The sequence below is a fragment of the Nocardioides luteus genome (genome assembly GCF_015752315.1).
In the GTDB taxonomy this organism is placed as follows: domain Bacteria; phylum Actinomycetota; class Actinomycetes; order Propionibacteriales; family Nocardioidaceae; genus Nocardioides.
The window spans coordinates 3,938,536-3,963,565 of the sequence record NZ_JADOVJ010000001.1; the positions used below are offsets into that span (position 1 = coordinate 3,938,536).

Annotated in this window: 27 protein-coding genes, 1 other RNA gene and 1 riboswitch; of the genes, 6 read left to right on the top strand and 22 right to left on the bottom strand. The window is 69.5% G+C overall.

From position 1 onward, the window contains the following. The first annotated feature begins 8 nt into the window (after positions 1-8). Genes HD557_RS18845 through HD557_RS18855 form a run of 3 tightly spaced genes read left to right on the top strand, consistent with a single transcriptional unit; the run spans position 9 to position 3,270 of the window. Positions 9-947, top strand: a complete 939-nt coding sequence (locus HD557_RS18845) for a patatin-like phospholipase family protein (RefSeq protein ID WP_196875013.1) — start codon at positions 9-11, stop codon at positions 945-947. Continuing rightward, a complete protein-coding gene (locus HD557_RS18850) occupies positions 944-2,434 on the top strand; it encodes a flavin-containing monooxygenase (protein ID WP_196875014.1) in 1,491 nt (496 codons plus the stop codon). The genes HD557_RS18845 and HD557_RS18850 overlap by 4 nt, the downstream gene beginning before the upstream one ends. After that, positions 2,431-3,270 (top strand): SDR family oxidoreductase, encoded by an 840-nt coding sequence (locus tag HD557_RS18855; RefSeq protein WP_196875015.1) that lies wholly within the window; start codon positions 2,431-2,433, stop codon positions 3,268-3,270. Before HD557_RS18850 ends, HD557_RS18855 begins: the two co-directional genes overlap by 4 nt. A gap of 14 nt (positions 3,271-3,284) precedes the next feature. Here the strand turns inward: HD557_RS18855 and HD557_RS18860 are convergent, their stop codons facing one another. Continuing rightward, complete coding sequence (locus HD557_RS18860) at positions 3,285-3,824, bottom strand: DUF1697 domain-containing protein (protein ID WP_008358656.1); 540 nt, start codon at positions 3,822-3,824, stop codon at positions 3,285-3,287. Positions 3,825-3,880: 56 nt separating this feature from the next. On the opposite strand from HD557_RS18860, the gene HD557_RS18865 reads away from it, so the two are divergent. Beyond that, positions 3,881-4,354 carry a MarR family winged helix-turn-helix transcriptional regulator gene (locus tag HD557_RS18865; protein ID WP_008358659.1) on the top strand — a complete coding sequence of 158 codons (474 nt, stop codon included), beginning with the start codon at positions 3,881-3,883 and terminating at the stop codon, positions 4,352-4,354. On the opposite strand, the gene HD557_RS18870 is transcribed toward HD557_RS18865, so the two are convergent. The 5 genes from HD557_RS18870 to HD557_RS18890 all read right to left on the bottom strand — a co-directional run bounded on the left by HD557_RS18870 (position 4,351) and on the right by HD557_RS18890 (position 8,498). Then, positions 4,351-5,082 carry a copper homeostasis protein CutC gene (locus tag HD557_RS18870; RefSeq protein ID WP_196875016.1) on the bottom strand — a complete coding sequence of 244 codons (732 nt, stop codon included), beginning with the start codon at positions 5,080-5,082 and terminating at the stop codon, positions 4,351-4,353. The genes HD557_RS18865 and HD557_RS18870 overlap by 4 nt on opposite strands. Positions 5,083-5,146: 64 nt before the next feature. Then, complete coding sequence (locus HD557_RS18875) at positions 5,147-6,928, bottom strand: DEAD/DEAH box helicase (protein WP_196875017.1); 1,782 nt, start codon at positions 6,926-6,928, stop codon at positions 5,147-5,149. Next, on the bottom strand, positions 6,925-7,203 hold the full coding sequence (locus HD557_RS18880; RefSeq protein ID WP_008358664.1) for a DUF3039 domain-containing protein: 279 nt from the start codon (positions 7,201-7,203) through the stop codon (positions 6,925-6,927). The genes HD557_RS18875 and HD557_RS18880 overlap by 4 nt, the downstream gene beginning before the upstream one ends. 21 nt (positions 7,204-7,224) lie before the next feature. Further along, positions 7,225-7,791: a YqgE/AlgH family protein gene (locus HD557_RS18885; protein WP_196875018.1), complete on the bottom strand. Its 567-nt coding sequence runs from the start codon at positions 7,789-7,791 to the stop codon at positions 7,225-7,227. Between the two features lie 176 nt (positions 7,792-7,967). Continuing rightward, positions 7,968-8,498, bottom strand: coding sequence for a hypothetical protein (locus HD557_RS18890; protein ID WP_008358668.1), 531 nt, complete (start codon positions 8,496-8,498; stop codon positions 7,968-7,970). Between the two features lie 125 nt (positions 8,499-8,623). On the opposite strand from HD557_RS18890, the gene HD557_RS18895 reads away from it, so the two are divergent. Then, positions 8,624-9,313 (top strand): TetR/AcrR family transcriptional regulator, encoded by a 690-nt coding sequence (locus HD557_RS18895; protein ID WP_040755278.1) that lies wholly within the window; start codon positions 8,624-8,626, stop codon positions 9,311-9,313. A 24-nt stretch (positions 9,314-9,337) separates the two neighbouring features. Here HD557_RS18895 and HD557_RS18900 read toward each other — a convergent pair whose 3' ends face one another. The 13 genes from HD557_RS18900 to ftsE all read right to left on the bottom strand — a co-directional run bounded on the left by HD557_RS18900 (position 9,338) and on the right by ftsE (position 21,054). Further along, on the bottom strand, positions 9,338-10,378 hold the full coding sequence (locus HD557_RS18900; RefSeq protein WP_196875019.1) for a DUF3048 domain-containing protein: 1,041 nt from the start codon (positions 10,376-10,378) through the stop codon (positions 9,338-9,340). 110 nt (positions 10,379-10,488) lie between these two features. Beyond that, positions 10,489-11,256 carry an SDR family NAD(P)-dependent oxidoreductase gene (locus HD557_RS18905; protein ID WP_008358674.1) on the bottom strand — a complete coding sequence of 256 codons (768 nt, stop codon included), beginning with the start codon at positions 11,254-11,256 and terminating at the stop codon, positions 10,489-10,491. A gap of 90 nt (positions 11,257-11,346) precedes the next feature. Further along, positions 11,347-12,501 carry a glycerophosphodiester phosphodiesterase gene (locus HD557_RS18910; protein WP_008358676.1) on the bottom strand — a complete coding sequence of 385 codons (1,155 nt, stop codon included), beginning with the start codon at positions 12,499-12,501 and terminating at the stop codon, positions 11,347-11,349. Between the two features lie 74 nt (positions 12,502-12,575). After that, the gene (locus tag HD557_RS18915) at positions 12,576-13,487 is read right to left on the bottom strand and encodes a glycerophosphodiester phosphodiesterase (protein WP_008358678.1); all 912 of its coding nucleotides are present in this window, start codon (positions 13,485-13,487) and stop codon (positions 12,576-12,578) included. Between the two features lie 178 nt (positions 13,488-13,665). Then, on the bottom strand, positions 13,666-14,547 hold the full coding sequence (locus tag HD557_RS18920; RefSeq protein ID WP_008358679.1) for a hypothetical protein: 882 nt from the start codon (positions 14,545-14,547) through the stop codon (positions 13,666-13,668). A gap of 87 nt (positions 14,548-14,634) precedes the next feature. Beyond that, on the bottom strand, positions 14,635-15,042 hold the full coding sequence (locus tag HD557_RS18925) for an HIT family protein (protein WP_008358681.1): 408 nt from the start codon (positions 15,040-15,042) through the stop codon (positions 14,635-14,637). Beyond that, the gene (locus tag HD557_RS18930) at positions 15,039-15,866 is read right to left on the bottom strand and encodes a hypothetical protein (RefSeq protein WP_008358683.1); all 828 of its coding nucleotides are present in this window, start codon (positions 15,864-15,866) and stop codon (positions 15,039-15,041) included. The genes HD557_RS18925 and HD557_RS18930 overlap by 4 nt, the downstream gene beginning before the upstream one ends. Before the next feature lie 37 nt (positions 15,867-15,903). Then, a complete protein-coding gene (locus tag HD557_RS18935) occupies positions 15,904-16,785 on the bottom strand; it encodes a phenylalanine 4-monooxygenase (protein ID WP_040755280.1) in 882 nt (293 codons plus the stop codon). A 334-nt stretch (positions 16,786-17,119) separates the two neighbouring features. Further along, positions 17,120-17,491: a transfer-messenger RNA gene (gene ssrA, locus HD557_RS18940) on the bottom strand. A gap of 73 nt (positions 17,492-17,564) precedes the next feature. After that, positions 17,565-18,044 carry an SsrA-binding protein SmpB gene (gene smpB / locus HD557_RS18945; protein ID WP_045549823.1) on the bottom strand — a complete coding sequence of 160 codons (480 nt, stop codon included), beginning with the start codon at positions 18,042-18,044 and terminating at the stop codon, positions 17,565-17,567. 48 nt (positions 18,045-18,092) lie between these two features. Continuing rightward, positions 18,093-19,361 (bottom strand): M23 family metallopeptidase, encoded by a 1,269-nt coding sequence (locus HD557_RS29055; RefSeq protein WP_196875020.1) that lies wholly within the window; start codon positions 19,359-19,361, stop codon positions 18,093-18,095. A 23-nt stretch (positions 19,362-19,384) separates the two neighbouring features. Further along, positions 19,385-20,293: a permease-like cell division protein FtsX gene (gene ftsX / locus HD557_RS18955; RefSeq protein ID WP_008358691.1), complete on the bottom strand. Its 909-nt coding sequence runs from the start codon at positions 20,291-20,293 to the stop codon at positions 19,385-19,387. Positions 20,294-20,364: 71 nt separating this feature from the next. Then, complete coding sequence (gene ftsE / locus HD557_RS18960) at positions 20,365-21,054, bottom strand: cell division ATP-binding protein FtsE (protein WP_008358693.1); 690 nt, start codon at positions 21,052-21,054, stop codon at positions 20,365-20,367. A gap of 74 nt (positions 21,055-21,128) precedes the next feature. Between ftsE and HD557_RS18965 the strand changes: the two genes are divergently transcribed. Beyond that, on the top strand, positions 21,129-21,746 hold the full coding sequence (locus tag HD557_RS18965; protein ID WP_196875021.1) for a hypothetical protein: 618 nt from the start codon (positions 21,129-21,131) through the stop codon (positions 21,744-21,746). A gap of 216 nt (positions 21,747-21,962) precedes the next feature. Here the strand turns inward: HD557_RS18965 and HD557_RS18970 are convergent, their stop codons facing one another. From HD557_RS18970 to HD557_RS18980, 3 genes are all read right to left on the bottom strand, one after another. Next, positions 21,963-22,664, bottom strand: a complete 702-nt coding sequence (locus HD557_RS18970) for an alpha/beta fold hydrolase (RefSeq protein ID WP_196875022.1) — start codon at positions 22,662-22,664, stop codon at positions 21,963-21,965. A gap of 4 nt (positions 22,665-22,668) precedes the next feature. Beyond that, entirely contained in the window at positions 22,669-23,787 is a 1,119-nt protein-coding gene (gene prfB / locus HD557_RS18975) for a peptide chain release factor 2 (RefSeq protein WP_008358700.1), read from the bottom strand. Between the two features lie 173 nt (positions 23,788-23,960). Continuing rightward, a complete protein-coding gene (locus HD557_RS18980) occupies positions 23,961-24,764 on the bottom strand; it encodes a C40 family peptidase (RefSeq protein ID WP_196875023.1) in 804 nt (267 codons plus the stop codon). A 2-nt stretch (positions 24,765-24,766) separates the two neighbouring features. Further along, a riboswitch (cyclic di-AMP (ydaO/yuaA leader) is annotated at positions 24,767-24,928 on the bottom strand. Between the last annotated feature and the right edge of the window lie 102 nt (positions 24,929-25,030).

Sequence of the window (25,030 nt, forward strand, 5' to 3'; positions counted from 1 at the left end):
TCCGAATCATGACGCAACGACGCGCGCTCGCCATCGGCTGCGGCGGCACCCTCGGGTTCGCCTGGACGGCCGTCGCCCTCCGCACCCTCGAGGAGGCCCTCGACTGGGACGCCCGGACCGCCGACGTCCTGGTCGGCACCTCCGCGGGCTCCGAGATCGTCGCGGCCCTCGGGTCCGGCCGTACGCCGCAGGACCTGCTCGACGCTCTCGACGGGACACCGGGCGCCGACCCGGTGCTGGCGGCCCACGTCGCCGTCCACCCCGGCACGGTGCCGCCGATGCCGGCTCCCGCGCTGCCGGCGCTCGGCCTGGTCCGGTCCGGGCTCTCGCGCCGCTCGCCCTACAGCGCGCTGGCCGGGCTGCTCCCCCGGGGCCGCGGGGACGCCGGCTGGCTGCGGGAGTACGGCGACGCGCTGGCCGGTCCCGACGGCTGGGTCGGCCACCCCGCGACCTGGCTGGTCGCGGCCGACGCGACCACCGGCGAGCGGGTGGCGTTCGGCTCCGACGACGCCCCGGCGACTTCATTGAGCGCGGCCGTCGCCGCGTCGTGGGCGATCCCCGGCTGGTTCCCGCCGGTCGAGATCGCCGGCCGTCGCTACGTCGACGGCGGCGCGGTCTCCTCCGTCTCGGCCGACCTCCTCCTCGGCCAGGTGGTCGACGAGGTCGTCGTGGTCGCCCCGATGACCACCGAGGGCGGCGTACCGGCCCGCGGGATCGACCGGGTCGAGCGACTGCTGCGCTCCCAGATGACCGCGGTGCTCGACCGCGAGGTCGCCCGGCTCCGGGCGGCCGGGGTGCGAGTGATCCGGGTCGAGCCCGGTCCCGAGGAGCTCGCCGACATGGGCCCCAACTTCATGGACCTCGGCCGCCGCGAGGCCACCCTCGCCGCGGCCCGCCGACACGTTCCCGGCCGCGTCGCGGCCGCACTCGAAGGAGCAACCGCATGAGCAAGCATCACGAGGTCGTCGTCATCGGCGCCGGCATCTCCGGCATCGCCGCCGCGATCAAGCTGCGCGAGGCAGGCGTCGAGGACGTCGTCATCCTGGAGAAAGCCGACACCTACGGTGGCACCTGGCGGGCCAACACCTATCCGGGATGTGCCTGCGACGTACCGTCCAACCTCTACTCGTTCTCCTTCGCCCCCAACAGCGACTGGTCGCGGGTCTACGGCAACCAGCCGGAGATCCTCGCCTACATCGACCGCGTCGCCCGCGACCGTGGCCTCGAGGACATCACCCGGTTCGGCGTGGAGGTCCTCGGAGCCGCCTGGAGCAGCGAGTCCGCCGAGTGGCGCCTGGAGACCAGCGCCGGTGAGATCACCGCGCGTTTCCTGGTCGCGGCCGCCGGCCCGTGGAACGAGCCGAAGATCCCGGACCTCCCCGGCCTGGCCGACTTCCCCGGCGAGGTCTGGCACTCGGCGCGGTGGAACCACGACGTCGACCTCGACGGCAAGCGGGTCGCCGTGATCGGCACCGGTGCGTCGGCCGTCCAGTTCGTGCCCGAGATCCAGAAGCAGGTCGCCGATCTGCACCTCTTCCAGCGCACCGCCCACTGGGTGCTGCCGAAGGTCGACCACCCGGTGCCGGAGGCGGAGAAGTGGGTCAAGCGCAACGTCCCATTCTTCGAGAAGGCCCTCGGCGCCGTCGAGTACGCCGCGATGGAGACCGTCGGCCTCGCCTTCCACCGCCCCAAGCCGCTGATGCACGGGCTGCAGAAGATCGGTGAGGCCTACCTGCGCGTCGCCGTCCGGGACGAGGAGCTGCGGGCCAAGCTGACGCCCGACTACCTGCTCGGCTGCAAGCGGATCCTCTTCTCCAACAACTACCTCCAGTCGCTGACGAAGCCGAACGTCGAGGTGCACGCGACCGGCGTCCAGCGGGTCGAGGGATCGACCGTGATCGGCTCCGACGGCAGCAGGGCGGAGGTCGACGCGATCATCCTCGGCACCGGCTTCCACATCCTCGACATGCCGGTCGCCGACCTGATCCGCGGGGCCGACGGCCGTACGCTCGCCGAGCACTGGGCAGGCTCCCCCGAGGCCTACCAGGGCACCTCGGTCGCCGGCTTCCCCAACGCGTTCGTGGTGCTCGGCCCGAGCCTCGGTACCGGCCACGGCTCCGCCTTCGCCGTCGCCGAGTCGCAGGTCGCGATGATCACCGACGCCGTCACCACCGCCCGCGAGCAGGGCTGGACACAGCTCGACGTGACCCCACAGGCCCAGGCAGCGTACGTCGCGGACGTGCAGGCCGCGCTCGCCGGCACCGCCTACAGCGGGGCCTCGTGCCACAGCTACTTCATCGACGCCAACGGCCGCAACAGCTTCTCCTGGCCGTGGTCGACCGGCGAGCTGGTCCGCCGGATCAGCCGCTTCGACCCCGCCGACTTCCAGATCACCTCGGTGGTCGAGCCTGCCGAGACCGAGGTGTCCGCATGACCCGCTGCCCCAGGATCGACCTCGACGGCGCGCTGGTCGTCGTCACCGGCGCCGCCCGCGGTATCGGCCTGGCCACGGCGAAGGAGTTCGCCGCGGCCGGGGCGAAGGTGGCCCTCGGTGACCTCGACGACGCGCTGGCGCGGGAGGCAGCGGCAGGACTCGGCCGGGGCGCGAGCGGTCACCGGCTCGACGTCTCCGACAAGGAGTCCTACGCCGACTTCCTCGCCGCCGCGGAGGAGGCCCATGGCAGGCCGGTCGACGTCCTGGTCAACAACGCCGGCGTCATGCCCAACGGCGCCTTCCTCGAGCAGGAGGACCGGATCGACCGGCTCACCATGGACGTCAACGTCTACGGAGTCATTCACGGCATGCGGCTGGCGCTGCCCGGGATGATCGCGCGCGGCCACGGCCACGTGGCCAATGTGGCCTCACTGGCGGGCAAGTTCCCGCTCAAGGGCCTGGCGGTCTACAACGCCAGCAAGTACGCCGTCGTGGGCCTCAGCGCGGCCACGCGCCTCGAGCTCGACGGCACCGGGGTCTCGCTGACCACCGTGCTGCCGAGCGCCGTCCGCACCGAGCTCTCCTCCGGCATCGACCTCGGCGTCCTCCCGACGGTCGACCCCGAGGACATCGCGGCCGCCGTGATGAGGTCGGTGCGCACCCGGGCGGCCGAGATCGCGGTCCCGTCCTACGTCGGCCTCGCCGCCGCCGGCGCTCCGCTCGTCCCCGAGCGGGTGATGCGCCTGATCCGCCGCGCCGTGCACGACGACGCCGCGATCACCCGCGTCGACGACGACGTACGCCGAAGCTATCTCGATCGCATCGAGGCGCAGTAGGGGCGCAGCGGGCCTCAGGCCCAACGGTCGGCGAGGGTGCGGATCACGTTGAGGTTGCGGTTGGTGCTGATGGCGATGTGGCGCTCGACCACGGCGTTGGTGATCTTCGTCTGCTGGAAGCTCTCGGTGAGCAGGTGCACGGCCCGACCGATGACATAGACCCGCTCGCCCTCGCCCGCCCGGGCGACCAGTGCCTCACGCGAGCTGGGATCGCTGTGCTCCTTGCACAGGAACACGAACTGCCGGCCCTCGTGACCCATCCCGACCGCCGCGGCGTCGTTGGCGATCACCTTCAGCTCGGCGGGTGTGACGCAGATCGTCGGCACCTCGAAGAAGCGGTCGGCGGCGAAGGCCTCCTCCAGGATCGCCTCCATCTCGGCCCGGTCGCCGACCGGGTGGTCGAAGCGTACGTTGCCCGTGTTGATGTAGGTCTCGACGTCGGTTCCGCCTGCCCTCACGACCGCTGCGGTGATCGCCTGCTTGGGGAACTTTCGCGTCGCGCCCAGGTTGATGGCGCGCAGGAACGCGATCCAGGTGTGCCGCTCCGTAGTCATTCTCAGATAGTCTCCACCCGTTCACCGCGCCGCAACCCCAACCCTGGAATCCACCGATGCCTTCACAGCAGCTGCTCCCCACAGCAGGCCCGACCGCCTCGGGCTCCGCTTCGGCGAAGACCCTGGACCTCTCCAGCGACCTGGTGGTCTACGCGGCACGCCTCATGCGCCTCGTACGCCGCGCGCTCGACCTTCCGGCCAGCGTCCGCGTCCTCACGATCCTCGACGCCATCGGGCCGCTCGGCATCACCGACCTGGCCCGGGCCGACGGCTGCTCGCAGCCGACCATGTCGGCGCAGATCGCCCAGCTGGTGGAGACCGGCCTGGTCAGCAAGGAGCCCAACCCGGCCGATGCGCGGGCGAGCCTGGTGACGCTCACCGACGCGGGCCGGGCCGATCTGGCCGACGTGCGCGAGCGCATCTCGCACCTCATCGCCGAGCGGCTGGAGTCGCGTCACCGCACCGAGGCCGACCTCGAGGCCGCCGTCTCGGTGCTGCGCGACCTGGTCGAGGGCGACACCCTGGCCTAGGCCAGCGCGGCGGCCGCGGCCGCGACCACGTCCGGATCGGTCACCCAGTGACCACCGTCGTCGGCGACGCCCAGGGCCACCCGGCCGGCGGTGAGGACCCGTCGCTTCGCGGAGAGATGCACGCCCTCGACCCCGAGCGCCGCCAGCGCCGCGATCGCATCGACGGTCACGCCGCCTCCGGCCAGTACGTCCGGTCCCCCAGTTGCGACCATCTCGGCGATCGTCGCGGCCCCCGCGGCGGCGGCCGGCGCACCCCCTGAGGTGAGCACCCGGTCGACCACCCCGGCCAGCGACCGCATCGCCGCGACCGGGTCGGCGCTGAGGTCGATGGCCCGGTGGAACGTCACCGTCGCCTCGTACGCAGCGGCCGCATCCGCCAGGCCACGGACCAGCTCGACGTCGGGCTCCCCGTGCGGAGTGAGCGCGCCGATCACGATCCCGTCGACCCCGGCCGCCAGGACCATCTCGACCTCACGTTCGAGGAGATGCCGCTCCTCGGCGGAGTAGCCGAACCCTCCCGGCCTCGGCCTGACGAGCACGTGGACGCCCTGCCAGCCGTCGGCGGCGTCGGTGCCGCCGACCGCGTCGAGGACTCCCTCGACCAGCCCCTGCGACGGGGTGACACCACCGACCTCGAGGGCCGTGCAGAGCTCGACCCGGGTCGCCCCGGCCGCACGCGCGGCGAGCGCGCCGTCCACCGACGTCACGGCGATCTCGAGTGCTGTCATCGCGTCCTCATGGCAGACAGTGTGCCCGAATCCTCGACCCTCCCGCCGAGTCGGCTCGTCGAAATCAGGCCGAGCCGCGCGCGGCCCAGTCACGCAGGGTGTCGATGCGGGCCTTGAGCTGGTCGGCGTTGGCGACCGCGGCGGGCGGGCCGCCGCACTCCTTCCGGAGCCGGTTGTGGGTGACGCCGTGGGGCGTCTTGGTGCGGTGGTGCCAGGCGGCGACCAGGCCGTTGAGCTCGCGCCGGAGCACGGCGAGCTGCTCGTGGGCGGCAACCGCGGCGACGGGCTCGTCGGCGGCGACCGGTCCCGAGGCCGACTTCTGCTTGCGCGCCCGGTCGCTCTGCCGCTGCTGGAGCAGGGTCTTCATCTGGTCGGCGTCGAGCAGCCCGGGGATGCCGAGGAAGTCCATCTCCTCCTCCGAGCCGACGTGCACCTCACCGGAGTGGCCGAACTCGCCACCGTCGAAGAGCACCCGGTCGAAGCGTGCCTCGGAGCCCATCGCCTCCCAAGCCCCCAGCTCCTCCTCGGAGGCGCCCTCCTCGGCGTTGGCCGCGGCCATCAGGGCGTCCTCGGCGGCGAAGATGTCGTCCTCGCTGGTGACCTTCTTGCCGAGCACATGGTCGCGCTGCAGCTCCAGCTCGGAGGCGAAGCCGAGCAGGTTGGGCACCGACGGCAGGAAGACGGAGGCGGTCTCACCCCGCGTACGAGCACGTACGAAGCGCCCGACCGCCTGGGCGAAGAAGAGCGGCGTCGAGGTGGTCGTGGCGTAGACCCCGACGGCGAGCCGGGGCACGTCGACGCCCTCGGAGACCATCCGGACCGCGACCATCCAGCGGTCGTCGGACTCGGCGAACTTGGCGATCTTCTTCGAGCCGGCCTTCTCGTCGGAGAGGACGACCGTGGCCGACTCCCCCGTGATCGACTTGATCGTCTTGGCGTAGGAGCGCGCCGAGTCCTGATCGGTGGCGATGACCAGCCCACCCGCGTCGGGGACGTGGCGCCGCACCTCGGTCAGCCGCTTGTCGGCGGCCGCGAGCACCGACGGGATCCAGGACCCGGCCGGGTCGAGCGCGGTCCGCAGCGCCTGCGAGGTCAGGTCCTTGGTCAGCGGCTCACCGAGGTGGGCGGCGATCTCGTCGCCGGCCCGGGTGCGCCACTGCATCTGTCCCGAGTAGGCCATGAAGAGGACCGGCCGGACGACGTGGTCGCGCAGCGCCTCGGCGTAGCCGTAGGTGTAGTCGGCCGCCGAGCGCGGGATGCCGTCCTCGCCGGGTGCGTAGGTGACGAACGGGATCGGGTTGGTGTCGGAGCGGAACGGCGTCCCGGTCAGCGCCAGCCGGCGAGCGGCCGGCTCGAAGGCCTCCCGGACACCGTCACCCCAGGAGAGCGCGTCGCCGGCGTGGTGCACCTCGTCGAGGATCACCAGCGTCTTGAACCGCTCCGTGCGGATCCGCATCGCGAGCGGGTTGACCGCGACACCCGCGTAGGTCACCGCGATCCCGACGTAGTCGGCCGAGGTCTTGCCCTGACCGGCCGAGTAGGTCGGGTCGATCGGGATGCCGGCCCGCGCGGCCGCCTCGGCCCACTGCACCTTGAGGTGCTCGGTCGGGGCGACGATGGTCACCCGGTCGACCAGGCGGCGGCCCAGGAGCTCGGCTGCGACCGTCAGCGCGAAGGTCGTCTTACCGGCGCCGGGCGTCGCCACGGCGAGGAAGTCACGGGGGTGGTCGGTGAGGTAGGCGTTCAGCGCCTCCTGCTGCCAAGCACGAAGCTTGGGCGCAGTGCCCCACGCGGCCTTGTTCGGCCACGCGGGTGTGAGGGCGCCGGGGAGGTCGGCGCTACTCACTCGTCGTCGCCCTCGCCACCGCCCGGCGGCATCCCCTCGAAGATCTCCTTGCAGTCGGGGCAGACCGGGAACTTGGACCCGTCGCGGCTCGGCACCCACACCTTGCCGCACAGCGCGACCACGGGAGTGCCCATGACCATCGCCTCGGTCAGCTTGTCCTTCTCCACATAGTGGGAGTAGCGGTCGTGGTCACCCTCCTCGGTGGGGACGTCTTGATGACGAACGTCCTCCCGTTCCTTGACGGCTTCTTTCGTGCCGAATCCCAGGATGCCCATGCCTCCCAGTCTACTGGTCCTCTAGTTGAGTTCCGGATCGGGCGGGCGCGTGGCGTGGAAGGCCAGCTCACCCGGCTGGCGTCGGAGCACCGCGGACCACATCGAGCTCACGTCGTCGAGGAACGAGTCGTAGGGCTCGCTGTCGACGACGTACCAGGACCCCTCCTCGACCTCGCCCTCGAGCTGAGCGGCGCCCCAGCCGGCGTAGCCGGCGAAGATGCGCAGCCGCGACAGGGTGCCGTCGACGAGCTCGACCGGCGTGTCGAGATCGAGCAGCCCGAGGCGTCCCACCACCGGGCGAAAACCCAGCGGCGGGTCGTCGGAGTCGACCAGGAGCGCCACCGCGATCGCGGAGTCCTTGCTCACCGGGCCGCCCTGGAAGAGGACGTCGGGAACGGCCACCGACGTCGCCCACGGATGCAGCACCTCGGCGACCGGCACCGGCGAGGGCCGGTTCAGCACCACACCCAGCGCACCGTCGTCGTTGACCTCGATCAGCAGCACGACGGTGTCGACGAAGTTGGGGTCGCGAAGCTCCGGGGTGGCTACCAGCAGCCGCCCGGCGCGTACGTCCTTCTGCTTCGTCATGACGCCATGATCGCATCACCTGGGGTACGTCAGCCGCAACAAGAACCCAACAAATACAACGGCCCCGGGACCGGTGCCAAGGGAGGTGCGGAAGGGAGTCCGCGGGAGGGAGCACACCGGCCCCGGGGCCTGGCTTGAAGGTCCGTACGCAGCCCTTCGACAAGCTCAGGACAGGCCTAGGCTGCCGAGCGGACCGCCCGGAACATGTCGACGAGGCCGGCGAAGGGCCCGCGCTCGACTACCTCGACGGCGGGCTCGTACTCGGCACGAGCCCGTGCCTCGATCATCGAGCCGAGGCGTACGCACTCGGCGTCGGCGAACGCACCCTTGCCCGCCATGACGGCCAGGGTCAGGTGCTCCTTGGTCTGCGACTTGGCCAGCGCGGTGGCCATCGCGTCGTCGACGGGAAGCGCGTGATAGCGGTCGAGGACCGTGCGGATGCCGGGCAGGTCGTCGGCAGCGCCGTGCCACGCCCGGACGACGGCGTCCTCGAGATCCATCGGCTGGTTGGCGAGCTCGGTCTCGATGCGCCCGGACAGGCGGGTGTGCCAGCGCAGCTGGAGGGCGGCGAGCAGGTCGAGCTCGTCGGTGAAGGTCTCGGTGACGCCGGGAAGATCCATGGGCAGCAGGCCGTCTCGACGCTCGTCGACGGCGGCGACCACGCCGCGGAGGATCTCCCCGCGCTTGTGATGGCTGGTCCAGCTCATTTGTCGGCTCCTTGCGGAAGGTTGGCACTCACATACCGCGAGTACGTACCTATAGTATTGGACATACCAACGGTATGGCCAATAGCCGGGACGGTGATTCCTGACACGGCCGTTAGAGTGGATGGGTGGCAAAGTCGTCCGTGAGCAAGCTCGTCCCCAAGGTTCCCCCGCTTCCGTCGGTGCCGGGGATGTCACGGAGGCAGCAGTTCTCCGCCTCGACCAAGAAGACGCTGGTCGAGGTCGCCGAGAGACTCTTCACCGAGCACGGCTACGCGAGCACGTCGCTGGACGCCATCGTGGCCGGCGCCGAGGTCACCAAGGGCGCGCTCTACCACCACTTCAGCGGCAAGCAGGCGCTCTACGAGGTCGTCTTCGAGAAGGTCGAGGCCGCGACCGCGCAGAGCATCGACGCCGCCATGCGCGAGTCGAAGGACCCGTGGGAGCAGGCCCGGGCCGGGCTGCGGACCTTCCTGGAGGCCGTCCAGCAGCCGACCTACCGCCGCATCGTCGTGCAGGAGGGCCCCGCCGTCCTCGGCTACCAGCGCTACCGCGAGCAGGAGGAGCGTTCCACGTTCACCGTCGTCGAGGACATCGTCGCCGCCGTCCTGCGCGCCGGCGACCGGACCGTCGACGACGAGATGGTCGCCACCTTCGCCCGGCTCTTCTTCGGGGCGATGTCGGCCGCCGGCGAGTCCGTCACCGAGGCCAGCAACCCCGAGGACGCCGCCGAGCGCATCGAGCTGGCCGTCACCTACCTGCTGACCGGGGTCCAGACCCTGGCGAAGCAGGGGGTCAAGGTCGAGGACATGCGCTGAGAGATCGGGCGATCTCTCTGCGCGCTACCTGACGGTCACGCCTCCGGGCTCGACCTGGCCGTTGCCCTTCGGGATCAGGTCCAGCCAGACCTTGCCCGGCGGGATCTCGATCGCGGCGCCCTGCGCGTCGGTGAAGGTGACCGCGCCCTTCTCGCCCTTCTTCACCCAGGTCGCCTCGACGATCTGGCCCTCGCGCAGGATCCACGCCTTGCCCCGGCCGGTGAAGTGGGAGACGGGCACGATCGCGCCGCCCGGGTCCTTGTAGGGGGCGATGGTGGTCTTGGTCTGCGCGACCACGACGGTGTCGGCGAGGAACTGGCCGCTCTTGGCCATGTAGTTGTTCTGCAGGTGGTACTTGCCACCCTTGAAGACCCAGTTGTCGGTGCGCGCCTGGGAGAACTTCACGTCGACGGCCCGGGCCGGCTTGCCGCCGGCCAGCTTCGTGGTCTCGTCGCCCCAGGGCATGAAGTCGCCGGGCCGCTTGGCCTTGCCCTTCCTCTCGGCGGCCTTCCCGACCTTGGCGACCTTGCCGACCACGCTGTGCAGGAAGTCGTGGGGCTTGCTGGTGTCGCGTACGACGTAGGGGGTGGACATGTCGATCCACGAGATGTCGTGCTTCTTCAGCTGCGCGAAGGTGTAGGGGGCCGCGCCGCTGGTCAGGATCTTGGCACCGATCGGCGCGGCGATGCCGGCGTCGGTGGCCCGCATGGAGCGGACCGGACCGGCCTCCTTCGGGAGCTGGGAGTAGTAGGCGACGGCCAGGCGCGTCACGCCACCCTCGACCAGCTCCTGGACGACCATGTCCGCCTTGGCGACGCCGTACTGCGGGTCGCTGGCCGCGGTGTTGTCGATCTTGACGATGTAGGCCGGGTGCTTGCGCGCCGCGCTCTGCCCCTCGGGGAGCTCGACGCCGGTCAGCGGCTCGTGGTCGGGCTCAGCCGGCGCGGACGGCGACGGCTTCGTCTCCTTGGGCTCCTCCGAGGAGCCGCAGCCGGTCAGGACCAGACCCGCGGCGGCCAGTGTTGCCACTGATCGCAGGAGGAACCCCGGGCGGGACGTACGCATCATCAATCTCCATCTGCATCGGCCTGCATCGGCGCTCAGTACCAAGACGAGTGTCAGACGGTAATCGTTGCATCCAACGCGGGCACGCCCGGGGTTCGGTCCTGACCAGATCAGGCGACGGTCGCGCCGCCGTCGACGTAGAGGGTCTGGCCGGTGATGTAGGAGGCCTCGTCGCTGGCCAGGAAGGCAGCGGCGGCGGCGATGTCGCCGGGCTCACCGACGCGCTTGACCGGGTTGGCCTCGGCCGAGAGCTTGCGGAACTCGTCGACGTCGAGGCCGAGGCGGGCCGCGGTCTGGTCGGTCATCTCGGTGGCGATGAAGCCCGGCGCGATGGCGTTCACGTTGACGCCGTAGGGGCCCAGCTCGATGGCGAGGGTGCGGGTGAAGCCCTGCACGCCCATCTTGGCCGCCGAGTAGTTGGCCTGGCCGCGGTTGCCGAGGGCCGAGGTCGAGGAGACGTTGATGATCTTGCCGTACTTCTGCTTCACGAAGACCGCCTGCGCGGCCTTGCTCATCAGGAAGTGGCCCTTGAGGTGGACGTTCATGACCAGGTCCCAGTCGTCCTCGGTCATCTTGAAGAGCAGGTTGTCGCGGGTGATGCCGGCGTTGTTCATCAGGATGTGCAGGCCACCGAGCTCCTCGACGACACGCGCGATCGCGGCCTCGGCGTCCTCGGCCTTGGCGACGTTGGCGCCGATGCCGACCGACTTCGCGCCCTCGGCGAGCGGGAGCTTGGCGGCGGCCTCAGCGGCAGCGGCCTCGTCGAGGTCGATGATCGCGACCGAGGCGCCCTCCTCGGCGAAACGCGTGGCGACTCCGAAACCGATCCCTCGCGCCGCACCGGTGATGACTGCGACGCGTCCGTCGAAACGACCCATGACTCAAGCTCCTTTGGTTGTGACCGGCCCCACGAACACGTGCGGCCCCCGCCGACAATAGCGAGGGCCGTACGTGATGTCGCGAGGTGTCTACTGATTGGTAGCAACCCACTCGTCGCGGGCAGCCACGCCCAGGTCGGGGTGGTCGGTGAAGAACGCGTCGACACCGGCGTGGAGGTAGGGACCGACCTCGCAGCCGAGGTCACCGATCGCGATCGGGTCGGTCCCGACGCGGCACTCGGTGGGCAGGTACTTGTTCTCCGCGCGCATCGTCCAGATGACGGTCGGCAGCCCGACGCGGTGGGCGCGCTGGGCGAGGTCGGTGGCCTCACCCAGGGTGCCGTCGGCGTTGCGCGGGATGAAGTAGAACTTGTAAGGCGCCACCTGGTCGGCGTACTTCTTGATGCTGCGCAGACCCTTGTCGGTGACCAGGTGGTCGTTGGTCACGCCGGTCCCGGCGACGACCTGGTCGTAGGGCGCCCCGCCGAAGTCGACCAGCTGCACCAGCGGCGTGTCAACCATGCGGTTGAGGTCCTTGAGGTTACTGATCTCGAAGGACTGGATCACCGCCGCGGCGCGCTTGCCGCCGAGGCCGTGGCGCTTGAGGCTCTTCGCGAGCGGCTCCTCGAGCGAGAGACCGATGGAGTCGAAGTACGTCGGGTGCTTGGTCTCCGGGGCGACGCCGATGGTGCGGCCGGTCTCGGCCTCCTTGGCGTCCACAAGGTCGAGCACCTCGTCGAGGGTCGGCACCTCGTAGAGGCCGTTGTAGGCGGTGTTAGCGGGGCGGTCGCCCGGGATGCGCTCCTTGGCCCGCAGCGTCTTCAGCTCGGCGAGGGTGAAGTCCTCGGTGAACCAGCCGGTCAGCGCCGTGCCGTCGATCGTCTTGGTCGTCCTGCGGCCGGCGAACTCGGGGTGGTCGGCGACGTCGGTGGTGCCGGAGATCTCGTTCTCGTGGCGGGCGACGAGCACGCCGTCCTTGGTCGAGACCACGTCGGGCTCGACGAAGTCGGCACCCTGCTGGATGGCCAGGTCGTACGCGGCCAGGGTGTGCTCGGGCCGGTAGCCGGAGGCACCGCGGTGACCGAAGACGATCGGGTCGGCGTGGTGGTGCTTGGCCGCCTGGGCGGCGGTCGTGGTGGTGGCCGCCGCGGAGGCGGGGTTCGAGACCAGGACGATCCCGGTGGCGAGCGCCGCGGCGGCAGCAAGCGCGAGAGTACGCATGCGAGTGGGGTTCAGCGTGTTCATGACCCGATCACACCGGCCCCGGGAGTCCCTGGGGCCGGTGTGCGGTGAACGCCGCGTGACGATCTGTCGGCGGCTCAGGCGGCGTCTCGACCGCCCAGCTCAGGCGTACGCCGCTCCGCGATCACGTCTTGGAGGACGTCGGGGTTGTTGGTGATGATGCCGTCCACCCCGCGGTCGAGGACCGAGCTCATCGTGGCGGCGTCGTTGACCGTCCAGGAGTGGATGTCCATCCCGAGCCGGTGGACCCGGGCGACGTAGCCGGCGTCGAAGGAGCCGTGGTGCGGGTTGATCTGGTCGGCCCAGGTGTAGCTGTCCAGGTCGGCGTAGGCCGGGGTACCGAGCAGACCGACCGGCACCTCGGGCTGGATGCTCTTGTAGGTCTTCATGGAGCCGAAGTCGAAGCTCTGCACGGCGAGCCGGCCGGCGGCGACGGCGGACTCGACGTAGCCCGGGAACGAGTCGAACTCGGCAGCAACCTTCTTCTCGATACCCGGGTAGAGCCCGGGCGACTTGAGCTCCATCAGGATCCCGGACCGCGTCGGCCGCACCTGCTCGACCATCTCCTTCAGCGTGGGCACCGGCTCTCCGGCGTACCTCTCGCCGAACCAGGAGCCGGCATCGAGGGTCTTGATCTCGGCGAGGGTGAAGTCCTTGACGTTCCACGGCGAGCGGCCGGGGAAGCGCTGCTCGACGTCGGTGGTGCGCGACAGGGTGGTGTCGTGCATCAGCACGAGCTCGCCGTCCTTGGTGGCCTGCACGTCCGACTCGATCCAGTCGGCGTCCTGCTCGATGCCGACGGCGAAGGCGGCGAGGGTGTTCTCGGGGGCGTACGCGCTCGCGCCGCGGTGGGCGGTGACGGTGATGTCCTCGGCCCGGTGGGCCTCGACGGCGTTGACCGCCACCGGAACGAGCATCGTGCCTGCGGCCAGTGCCACGCCGGCCAGCGTTGAGGTGAAGGTCTTGGACGCGACGGACGACAGCGACATGGCGCACTCCCGGGATCAGTGGATGACGACTGATCTCGAGTGAATCGGTCTCCGCCGACCTCGCCCCGACGCCTCGATGGCCGAAGCCGTACGCCTCGGTGAACTCAGCCAACTGCATTCCTTCGCGGGATCCGCGCTCGTCGGCTACGCCAGACTTGTCTTCACCGGCTGCTCGAGGTCATTGCATGTAGCGCGCGATCGGATGGGTCCAGTCGGCAGTGCAGTAGTAGGTCTGGAGCGCGTACCCACGACCTATCTGCAGGTCAGCAGCGAGTTGGGTACGTCGCCGTAGCTCATACGTTGTGCTCTCAGCGTCCTCGATCGGTCTCCAGATATTGGACCCGTCCCATTCATCATCGAGCTGGACCAGCGCATCGAGCGCCGCACCGCATTCACAACGGAAGTACTCCGGCCCAGCGGGACCCCAGAATGAGGCCGCACCGGCCCACCCACCGACCTTGATGCCTTGCGCGACCGCGAGGGAGTTGTAGGTATATCTCCAGTCTTCACCGAAGATCGCTTCCCACCGCTCTGCAGCGCCCGCGAGCTCCTCCGGCAGCCAGTCGGCCGTGGGGTACTCGGTGATGTGCTCGGGATGCACCACACATGGCGCCGGAACGATATCCGCCCAGATGCGCTCTCTCGGCGCCCGAGGTGGATCGCCCAGCACTGTCGTGATCTCGGTGGACGCCCGCCAGAAAGCTTGGAGATGCCCGTCGGCGGTGTGATCGTCGGAGTCGATGCTCAACGTCGGGCACCACATCAGCTGGAGAAGGTCGGCTCCAGCAGGATGCGGCAGCGCAGGAGCATCGCGAAGATAGAGCTGGATTCCGGGGATCAAAGGCAGCGGCTCCGAGCCATCCTCTTCGAACGCATGGTCGCCAGGACAGAACGGCCATGGCTCGTCCTCAGGCCACAACAACGGTCCGCCGACGGAGCTCTCCAGCACCGTCGGGCTTCCCGGCCGGGGGTGCAACCTGGTGCCGACCCGGGCGAGACGAGCAAGTTCAGGAATCTCATCCGCGAGAGCCACCGGACGCGGCGGAGTGGTGAGCGACAAGACGTTGTCTCCTCTTCTGCAGGCAACACCGGACGCTAGCCGTGCCGACACAAGGCTGGGGCGTTGTTACCCGACCGTGGTGGTCCGTCAGCCCAGCACGGAGCGGAGCCGGTCGGCGTACTCCTTCTGCTCGCCGGCGGCGTACTTGTGGCGCGGCCAGAAGAAGCCCTTGAGCCCGTCGCCGCGGGTGCGCGGGACGACGTGGAGATGCAGGTGTGGCACGGACTGGCTGACCACGTTGTTGACCGCGACGAAGCTGCCCTGGGCGCCGAGGCCCTCGACGACCGCGGCGGCCAGGCGCTGGGCGTTCGCGACGAAGCCTCCGTGCAGGTCGGGCGGGAGGTCGAGGAGCGTCGCGAGGTGCTGTCTGGGGACCATCAGGATGTGGCCCTTCTGCACCGGCCGGTGGTCGAGGAAGGCCAGGAAGCCGTCGTCCTCGAAGACGATCTCGGCCTCGAGGTCGCCCGCGACGACATCGCAGAAGACGCAGCTCATGACTCATCTCCCCACGACAGGGTCGCCACCACGAGGTCGACCGTCGGCAGGACCAGGTCGGCGAGGTCGGGGTGGGGGAAGGAGTAGATCAGCCGTGACTCGTAGAGCCGGTCGGGCGAGGCCACCCACCGCTCCCCCACCGTCGTGGTCTCGGCCTGCAGCGGATGCCGCACCATCCCGAACGGAGCGGGCCGGTTGAGCGCGACCGCCAGCCCGGCCGGGCGCCGTCCGACGCGCTGCAGCCAGAAGGCCAGGAACGCGGCGCCCTGCTTGGCCGCCGCGTCCTTGGCCGCGGCCATCCACCGGGCCCATTCGGGCTGCTCGATCCTGGACCGCTGCACCTTCGGGAGGACCTTGTCGGCCAGGTCGGCGAGCTGGTAGTCGCGGATGTCCTCGTCGGACATGTCGACGACGTACCACTCCTGCGCCTTCGGCAGCCGCAGGTCGACGTGCGGCTTGGGGCCGAGCGTCGTGAGCGCCTCCTTGATGCCCAGGCGGAACCGGTTCGGTCCGGCGGGGTCGAAGGTGACGTACGCGATCTCCTCGATGTTGGCGGTCAGGAAGTCACGCAGGCCGTCGGCGTTGCGCAGCTGCGCGCGCCGCCGGGTGTCCTCGGCGAGGAACGTCTCCAGCGCCTCCTGGGAGGAGAAGATCATCGCCTCGTACGGTGGCCGGTTGCCGCGATCCCCTGGGAAGACCCTGATCCGGGCCTCGTCGAGCTGGGGAACGACAACCTGCCCCGTACGCAGCGCGGCACCGACCGCGTCGACGTCGGCGGCGGCGAGCGCCGCCTCCAGCGCGCGGTTGCGGTAGCCGTCGATCATCGTCCGAGGCTAACCCCTCGGACGTGATCGGATCGGTCTAGACGGCGCCGAGACGCTGTGGCGTGTCGTCGTCGCAGGTCGCGAAGAAGTTGCCGACCTCGTCGACCATGTGGCTGAACGACTCCGCCGCGAAGAGCACCGGCTGATAGTGGGTGATGTCGTAGTCGATCGTCGCCATCTGGGCGAAGTCGATCGGACGCACCTCCACCTCCCGCATCTCCTCGATCTCGCCGTAGGAGGAGAGCAGCCCGGCGCCGTACGCCTTGATCTCGCCCTCCTCGTGGAGCACGCCGAACTCGATGGTGAACCAGAAGACGTCGGCGACGACCTGGAGCGCCTCCCGGGTCTCCACGCGCCGCGCGGCCGCGCCGGCGAGGCGCTTCACCTCGGCGACCTGCGGGTCGGCGAGGAGGTTCCCGTGGCCGATCACCTCGTGGATGATGTCGGGCTCCGGCGTGTAGAGCGGCACCGCGTGATGGCGCAGGTACTGCGTCGAGTGGAACTGCCCGTCCGCCAGGCTCCCGTAGAACTCCTCCAGCGGGACGATCCCCGCGGCCGGGACGTACTCGAACCCGGTCAGCGGCTTCAGCCCCGCGCTCACCTCGTCGAGCTGTGGCACCCGGTCCTGCGGGAGGTTGAGGGCCTCGACCGCCGCGAGGTAGTTGCGGCAGGCATATTTGGCGTGCAGCGGCGCGATCTCACGGCACACCGTGCGCCAGATCTCGTTCTCCGTCTCGGTGTAGTCGATCCGGGGCACTGGCTGCCCCGGCTTCCAACCGAGCGCGGCGCCAGCGATCTCGCTGCGTCGAGCCCGGTAGTCCTGGTCTGCGAACCCGGGGTGGTTGTCCCCCAGATGCACCTCGACCTGCCCGTCCTCGCCCACGGTGACGGGCGAGTAGAGCTGTCCTTCCTCGAACATCCTTACCTCCATGTGACGTACGCCTCACAACCCTATCGCGCACGCAACAGAAGTCATCCCGCCAGGGAGGTGAACAACAGGAAGTCTTCCGCCCACCGAAACATCAGCCACGCCGAACTAAGGGGTCGACGGCAAGGCCCGCCGCGACGCGATCAGCCACGCGCCACATGAACGGGGGTGCGGGTGGCGAAGCCCCCGCCCCCGCGCGAAGCGACGACATCAGCCACGCGGAGCTAAGGGGTGCGGGGATATCCCCGCCGCGACGCGAAGCGTCGCCTGAAAATGACGAACCGACGTGGCCCGCGCGAAGCGCGGGCACACGTCGGCCGAAGGTTCGTGGAGCTGCGGGGAATCGAACCCCGGTCCTCGAGCGCCGTGCCAGGTCTTCTCCGGGTGCAGTCTGTGGGTGGCGTTCTCTCATCCCCGGGGCTCGACGCAGACACGTCCCCGACAGGCTCAGCCGACTAGTTGTCCCTCATGCCCCGTCGGCATGTGCATGAGGTGGAGTCTCCTAGATGACGCCTGGATCCGAGCCGGAGACGGATACTCGGTCAGACGCTTCGATCACCGCGTCAGGCGGCGAGAGCGAAGGAACTGCGCTTAGCGTTGGCAGTTATTGGTTTCCAGCGATCGTTTACGAGATGACGCTGGCTCCTCGACCCGCTTCCCCTGGGAGCAACGTCCCAAGTCGAAACCGATCAGCCCCTTTTGAGTTTTCAATGCCAGCGATGCTGGCAACAGGACAACACTACAGTCCCCTGCCGGCATTCCCCACTCGGTTATCCCTTCATCCCCTTGAGCTTGCGCCCGACCTCGACCTCGGCCTCCCGCTTGGCCGTACGCTCCGCGATGGTGTTGCGCTTGTCCCACGACTTCTTGCCCTTGGCGACGCCGATCTCGACCTTGGCGCGGCCGTTGAGGAAGTAGAGGGCGAGGGGGACGACGGTGAGGCCCTTCTCGGCGACCTTGCGCTCGATCTTGTCGATCTCGGCGCGGTGGAGAAGGAGCTTGCGCTTCCGGCGGGCGGAGTGGTTGGTCCAGGTGCCGTTGAGGTATTCGGGGATGTGGATCCCGTGGATCCAGGCCTCGCCGCGGTCGATGTCGACGAAGCCGTCGACCAGGGACGCGCGACCCTCACGCAGCGACTTCACCTCGGTGCCCTGCAGGACCATGCCGGCCTCGTAGGTGTCCTCGATGTGGTAGTCGTGTCGCGCCTTCTTGTTCTGCGCGATCATCTTGCGCCCCTGCTCCTTCGCCATTCCTCCATTCTCTCAGGCAGGAGGTCATGACCGCGAAACGTTTAGGCCTCAGCCGCCGATGAGTGGCACCGGGTCGACCGGAGTGCCGTCGCGCAGGACGGTGAAGTGCAGGTGGCAGCCGGTGGACCAGCCCGTGGTCCCCGCATAGGCCACGGTCTCACCGCGCCCGACGCTCCCCGAGCGTTTCGCGTAGCTCGAGATGTGGTTGTAGACGGCGGTGTAGGAGTGCCCGTTGACCTTGCCCAGGTAGAGGTAGAGGCGGTTGCCCCACACGCTCGAGTAGGAGGTCGAGATGATCTGCCCGGACTCGATGGCGAGCAGCGGGCGGCCGCAGGGAGCGTGGTAGTCGGTGCCGTTGTGCAGCGCGACGTAGCCGTAGATCGGGTGCTTGCGGATCCCGTAGGGCGAGGTGATGTAGGTGTCGGTCACCGGCATCCCGAAGAGCCCGCCGACCGAGCCGACGTTGCGGTCGGTGCCGGAGCCGGCCGTCGCCAGCGACCGGATCTTCGTACGCAGCGCCGACTCCTCCGCCTCCAGCTTCCGCAGCTCCGCGGCGTCCGCCGCCCGGGCCGCCTCGGCCGACCGCTTGGCGGTGGCCGCCCGCTCGGCCAGGGTCGACATCACGTCGTGGGCCGCGGCGGCCTGGTCCCGGAGCGAGTCGACCTCGGCGACCAGCTCGCGGGCCTTCTTCTCCTTGGCGGCGATCGCGTCGGTCGCCTCCTGCACCTCGGCCTCGCGGACGACCAGCATCGTCTCGGTCGCCTCCATCCGCTGGAGCGTGGCGTCCTGGCCCGCGGCGGCCGCGTCGACGTACGTCTGCTGGCGCATCAGGTCCTCGAGCGAGCCGCCGGAGAGCAGGGCCGCCGCCTGAGCCAGCCGCGGGTCTCCCCCGGTGAACCGGGACAGGATCTCGTCGCGCATCTCCTCGCGCTGCGCCTTCACCTCGGCCTGGCCCTCGGCGAGCTCCTTCTTCGCCTTCGCGAGGAGCACCTTCTGCTCGGCGAGCTCGGCCTTCACCTGGGTGTGGGCGGCCTGCACCTCGACGAGCCGGGCGTTGAGCTCGTTCAGCCGGGTCTGGGCGCGGTCGAGCTTCTCCCGCGCCGCGGCGTACGTCGCCGATGCCTCCCGCAGCCCGGCACTGGAGTGCTCCAGATCCTCGGCCGCGGCCTTCTGGTCGCGCTGGATCTCCCGCTGCTCCTGCTCGAGCCGGTCCCTCTCGTCGGCGGAGGAGGGCAGGGTCGGCGAGAGCAGCACGGCAGCGACCACGACGCAGCTGAGCGCAGCGGCGAGCCTGCCGGCACGGGGGAAGACGTGCACGGCTAGACCGTAGGGGATCTGGATCAGACCTTGATGTATTTGCGGGTGAGCAGGAGTGTCGGGACCAGCGTGAGCAGGATGCCGAGGACCGCGACGATGGCGAAGGAGCTGAAGAACTCCTCCCAGCCGACCCACTGCGTCACCGCGGTGGACGAGAGCCGCTGCTCGACGCCGAAGTACATCACCGAGGCCAGCGCGATGCCGGACAGCGCGATGCCGACCAGGGCCACCACGAGCGACTCGAGGAGGAACGGGAGCGCGATGTAGAGGGTCGAGGCACCGACCAGCCGCATGATCCCGATCTCGCGACGCCGGGCGAAGGCCGCCAGCCGGATGGTGTTGGCGACCAGCAGCAGCGCCGCGACGACCAGCACGATGGCGCCGACCAGCGCCGCACTCTGCAGCCCGTCGACCGCGGCGAGGATCGGCCCGGTGACCTCGTGGACGTCACCGACGTGGTCGATGCCGTCCAGGCCGGCGACGGCCTCGATGATCTCGGCGGAGTGGTGCGGGTCCGTCATCGTGACCCAGTAGGACTCCCACATGTCGTCGGCCCTGACCACCGGGTCGGGACCGCTGACGCCTTCGACGTCGAGAGCCTGCAGCCGCTCGTAGGCCTGCTCCTGGCTCTCCTCCTCGACCTTGTCGACGTACTTGTTGTCGTCCAGGGCGTCGGTGATGACCTTCTTCTGGCTGTCGTCGACGGCGCCCGCGCACTGCGGGTTGCGGTCGTTGGCGCCGTTGCACATGTAGAAGGTGATCTGCAGCTCGTCGCCCCAGACCTCCTCGGTCAGCTGGGCCTGCTCACGCAGCAGCAGGCCGACGCCGGCCAGGGTGAGCGAGACGAGCAGGGTCAGGGCCACCGCGACGTGCATGGACAGGTTGCGGCGTAGCCCCTGGCGGAGCTCGGTGAATACATAACGCAGCTGCATGGCGGGTAGAGGAAACTTTCTCTAGTCGAGAGCCTGGTCAGGGTGAGCGGGGCCGGCCGAGGACTGAAGCCTCAGAACTGAGCCCCGTAGCCGCCCTGGACCTGGTCGCGTACGAGGTGGCCGTGCTCGAGCTCGATGACGCGCTTGCGCATCTGGTCGACCATCTGGACGTCGTGGGTCGCCATCACGATGGTGGTGCCCGACCGGTTGATCCGGTCGAGCAGGCGCATGATGCCGACGGTGTTGCCGGGGTCGAGGTTTCCGGTCGGCTCGTCGGCGATCAGGATCATCGGCCGGTTGATGAACGCCCGGGCGACGGCCACGCGCTGCTGCTCACCACCGGAGAGCTCGTCGGGCATCCGGTCGCCCTTGCCGTCGAGACCGACCAGCTCGAGCGTCTCCGGGACGCGCTCGCGGATCTCGCGGTTGGAGTGGCCGGTCACCTGCATCGCGAAGGCGACGTTCTCGGCGACGTTCTTGTTGGCGAGGAGGCGGAAGTCCTGGAAGATCGTGCCGACCTGGCGACGCAGCCGCGGCACCTTCCAGCCGGCGAGCCGGTTGATCTCCTTGCCGGCGACATAGACCCGGCCGGTGGTCGGCCGCTGCTCGCGCAGCATGAGCTTGAGAGCCGTCGACTTCCCCGAGCCCGACTGGCCCACAAGGAAGACGAACTCCCCCTTCTGGATGTCGATCGAAAGGCTGTTGAGGGCGGGTCGGGCCTGCCCTGGATAGGCCTTGCTGACCTTCTCGAAGCGGATCACCGCACCGAGGGTAGTGCAATGGTGGTGGGCTCAGCACTTCGGCTCTGACATACCTGCCCCTGTACTCTGACGGCGTGCGCTCTGCAGTCCGGATCCTCATCGGTGCCGTAGTCCTCACCGCGATCGCGGTCGGGGTCGGCGTGCTCACCCTCAAAGACGACGAGCCGGAAGCACCCGAGGTGAAGGGCGACCTGAGCACCGCGGACACCACCACGATGCACGTACGCCGCGGCGCGTTCTGCGACCGCGTCCCGACCGAGGACGCGACCGAGGCGCTCGGCGGCGCCGCCACCGAGAAGAAGGCCTACGGCGACGGCGACCAGACCGCCATCTCGGGCGAGGTCAACGACGTCGCCCAGGAGTACGGCTGCATCTGGACCGGCCCGGAGGACGCGGCCACCTCGGCGCGCGCGTGGGTCTTCGCCCCGCCGGTCACGCTGGACTGGGCCACCCAGATGACCAAGAGCGTGCCCAAGGGCTGCAAGGCCGCGTCGACCCCGGCGTACGGCAAGCCGTCGGTCGCCCTCACCTGCACCGACGCGAAGAAGCAGCCGAAGGTCGTCTACCGCGGGCTCTTCGGTGACGCCTGGCTCTCCTGCGAGCTCACCGGCAAGGCCGGCGAGTCGACCGCGGCGCTGCAGAAGCGCGCGTCCCGCTGGTGCCTGGTGACCGCCACCGCGGCCGCCGCCTGACGGCCGGCCCCACACCAGCCCCGTCCCTCGATCGGCGCGTCATTTGCGCCGAAGCAAAGTCTAGTGCTTTAATCGACTTAGTCGCTCGGGCCGGGTAGGCACCTCACCGGGCGGCGCGCGCCGCCGCAGGCACTGAGTCAGAGCAGAGCCGGCTGGCGAGAGCGGGTGGGGTCCTTAGGGATGGGGATCCCACCCGCGACGCGGGACGCGTCGCATTCAGCGCAGCGACGCGAGCCACGCCAGGACGGTGTCGGCGAACTCCTGCGGCTGGTTGCGGTGCACGAAGTGGCCGACGTCGAAGTGGACCAGGTCCGCCTCCGGGATCCGGAGCGCGGCCTTCTCGAGGTCGTCGAGCGGGATGTGGCTGTTGCCGCCGCCGGCCACGAGCAGGGTGGGCATCGGCAGAAGCTCGAGCTGCTCCCACATCCACGCGTCGTACGTCGTCGCCTCGACCAGCAGGGAGGCGATGCACTCCCAGTCGTGCGGCATCGGCCTGGTGGCACGACCGGGCAGCCTCCGCCTGCGCGGCGCGGGCGGCACCACGTCCTCGAGGACCAGCCGGGAGACCAGGTCGGGCCGGTGCATGGCGACCAGGAGGGCGACGTTGCCGCCGGTCGAGTGGCCGACGACCACGGCACCGGAGATCCCGAGCGAGTCCATCGCGACGATGACGTCGTCGGCGATCAGTCGGTGGGAGTAGTCGGAGGCCCAGTCCGAGTCGCCGTGCCCACGCATGTCGAAGGCGTGGACCCGGTGCTCGGCCGCGAACGGCGGCACGACCTCCTGCCACCGCTTCGCACTGCCTCCGAGCTCGTGCAAGAGCACCATCGGCAACCCGTCCTCGGGCCCGTAGACGTCATAGACGTACGCCGCGCCGCGGCCCGGGAGTGGAAGCCTGGTGCGCGTTTGCGCAACCATCAGCTCAGTTCTGTTCGGCCTTCTCGGCACCTCGGCGCCAGCGGATGCCGGCCTCGAGGAACCCGTCGATGTCCCCGTCGAAGACGGCCTGCGGGTTGCCGACCTCGTAGGTCGTACGCAGATCCTTGACGATCTGGTAGGGGTTGAGGACGTAGTTGCGCATCTGGTCGCCCCAAGAAGCGGCGACGTCGCCCTTCAGCTCCTTGAGCTGCGCCTCCTCCTCGGCCTTCTTCAGCGCGAGCAGCTTGGCCTTGAGAACGATCATCGCGGCGGCCTTGTTCTGCAGCTGCGACTTCTCGTTCTGACAGGAGACCACGGTGCCGGTGGGGATGTGGGTCAGCCGGACCGCCGAGTCGGTGGTGTTGACCGACTGGCCACCGGGGCCCGAGGAGCGGTAGACGTCGACCTTGATGTCGTTCTCGTCGATCTCGATCTCGTCGGTCTGCTCGAGCACCGGCACGACCTCGACCGCGGCGAAGGAGGTCTGGCGGCGGCCCTGGTTGTCGAAGGGGCTGATCCGAACCAGGCGGTGGGTGCCGGCCTCGACGGACAGGGTGCCGTAGGCGTAGGGGGCGTGGATCGCGAAGGTGGCGGACTTGAGCCCGGCCTCCTCGGCGTAGGAGGTGTCGAAGACCTCGACGGGGTACTTGTTGCGCTCGGCCCAGCGGACGTACATCCGCATCAGCATCTCGGCGAAGTCGGCCGCGTCGACGCCACCGGCGCCGGAGCGGATCGTGACCAGGGCCTCGCGGGAGTCGTACTCCCCCGACAGCAGGGTGCGGATCTCCAGGCTCTCGACGGCCTTCTTGACCCGGCCCAGCTCGGCCTCGGACTCAGCGAGCGTGTCGGCGTCGCCCTCCTCCTGGGCCATCTCGACCATCAGCTCGAGGTCCTCGATGCGGCTGCTCAGCTCGGTGAACTTGTTGAGCTCACCCTGCAGCAGGGAGAGCCGACCGGTGACCCGGGTGGCGTTGTCCTGGTCGTCCCAGAGATCGGGCGCGGCGACCTGCTCGCCGAGGTCGGCGATCTCCTTGCGCATCGCGTCCAGGTCCAGCACCTGGCCGATGGTCTGCATCGTTGCCTGGAGCTGCTTGATCTCGGTGTCGAATTCGGGGCCTGCCACGTCTTACAGGTTACTTGACCGGTGGTGCGCCGCTCGATTCGCCGACCCCACTATGCCGACCTCCTCGGGCTCAGCTTCGGAAAATATGCGCTCGCCCTCCGGCAGGAGGACCGGAGGGCGAGCGCCAGGGGGATATGTGGGGGTCAGCCCGATCGAACGGGCCCCGAGAAACTTCAGACCTGGTGGGTCGAGCCGGCGAACCAGCCACTCCAGGCCGCCTCTTCACGAACAGCCGCACCCGGCTTGGGGGCGTGCAGCATGATCGCCTCGCCGTTCTCCCAGCGCAGGAAGATGCCGACGTGGTAGACGGGGCTGCCCCAGAACATCAGGTCACCGCGCTGGATCTGGTCGTTCGGGATCGTCGGCAGCGCAGCTGCCTGGTCCCGCGAGACCCGGGGAAGCTCGATGCCGGCGGCGCTGAAGGCGTACTGGGTCAGGCCGGAGCAGTCGAACGCGCTCGGACCGGTGGCACCCCAGACGTACGGGTCGCCGATCTGCTCCGAGGCGACGCTGATCGCCCGCTCGATCTTGCCCTGCTGGCTCGCGGCGAAGGCCTTGGCCTCCGCCTCGGCCTTCTTCTTCGCCTCCGCGGCCCTCTTGGCCGCGATCGCTGCCTTGCGCTTCGCCTCGGCCGCCTTGCGGGCTGCCTCGGCCTTCCGCTGCTGCACCTCGACAGCCCTCTCGAGCTGCTGGATGTCGGTGAGCATCGCCGCGGGGGTGGCCGAGGCCTCCAGGGTCGGAGCCTCCACCACGGGGGCCGACTCGACGGTGGTCACCTCATGGGAGACCGGCGCGGCGTTGGCGGCGGGAACCGCCACCAGAGCACCGGCGGCGATACCGCTGGCGAGAGTGATGCGGCCGGCGAGCTTGCCGTGGCCGCTGAGAGATCCTGTGATGGCCCGCACGAGCGAGACGTTCGGCGACCGGAACGGGCGCGCGTTGCCTCGATGGGCAGGACGGGATACGGACTTGGACATGCGTGAGTTCCTTCCCACGCCTGCGAGGTGAGCTGTCGGGTTCGGGCTAGAAGGTTGCCCGGCCATCCTTGGATGGCTTCACCCCAAGCGACCGTCCGAGTTAGTCGCGTGGAACTTGGGTCCCCCGCTCCTGTCCCATACGTACTGCTGAGTGTGAGGGTAAAGGGGGTTCAGTAGTAGGGGCCGGCTTCCGGAGGGACAGGATTCGGCGTGTACCGGGGCCGGTCGTGCGTTCTGCACGGCTCAACCAAGGTGACATGCGATTT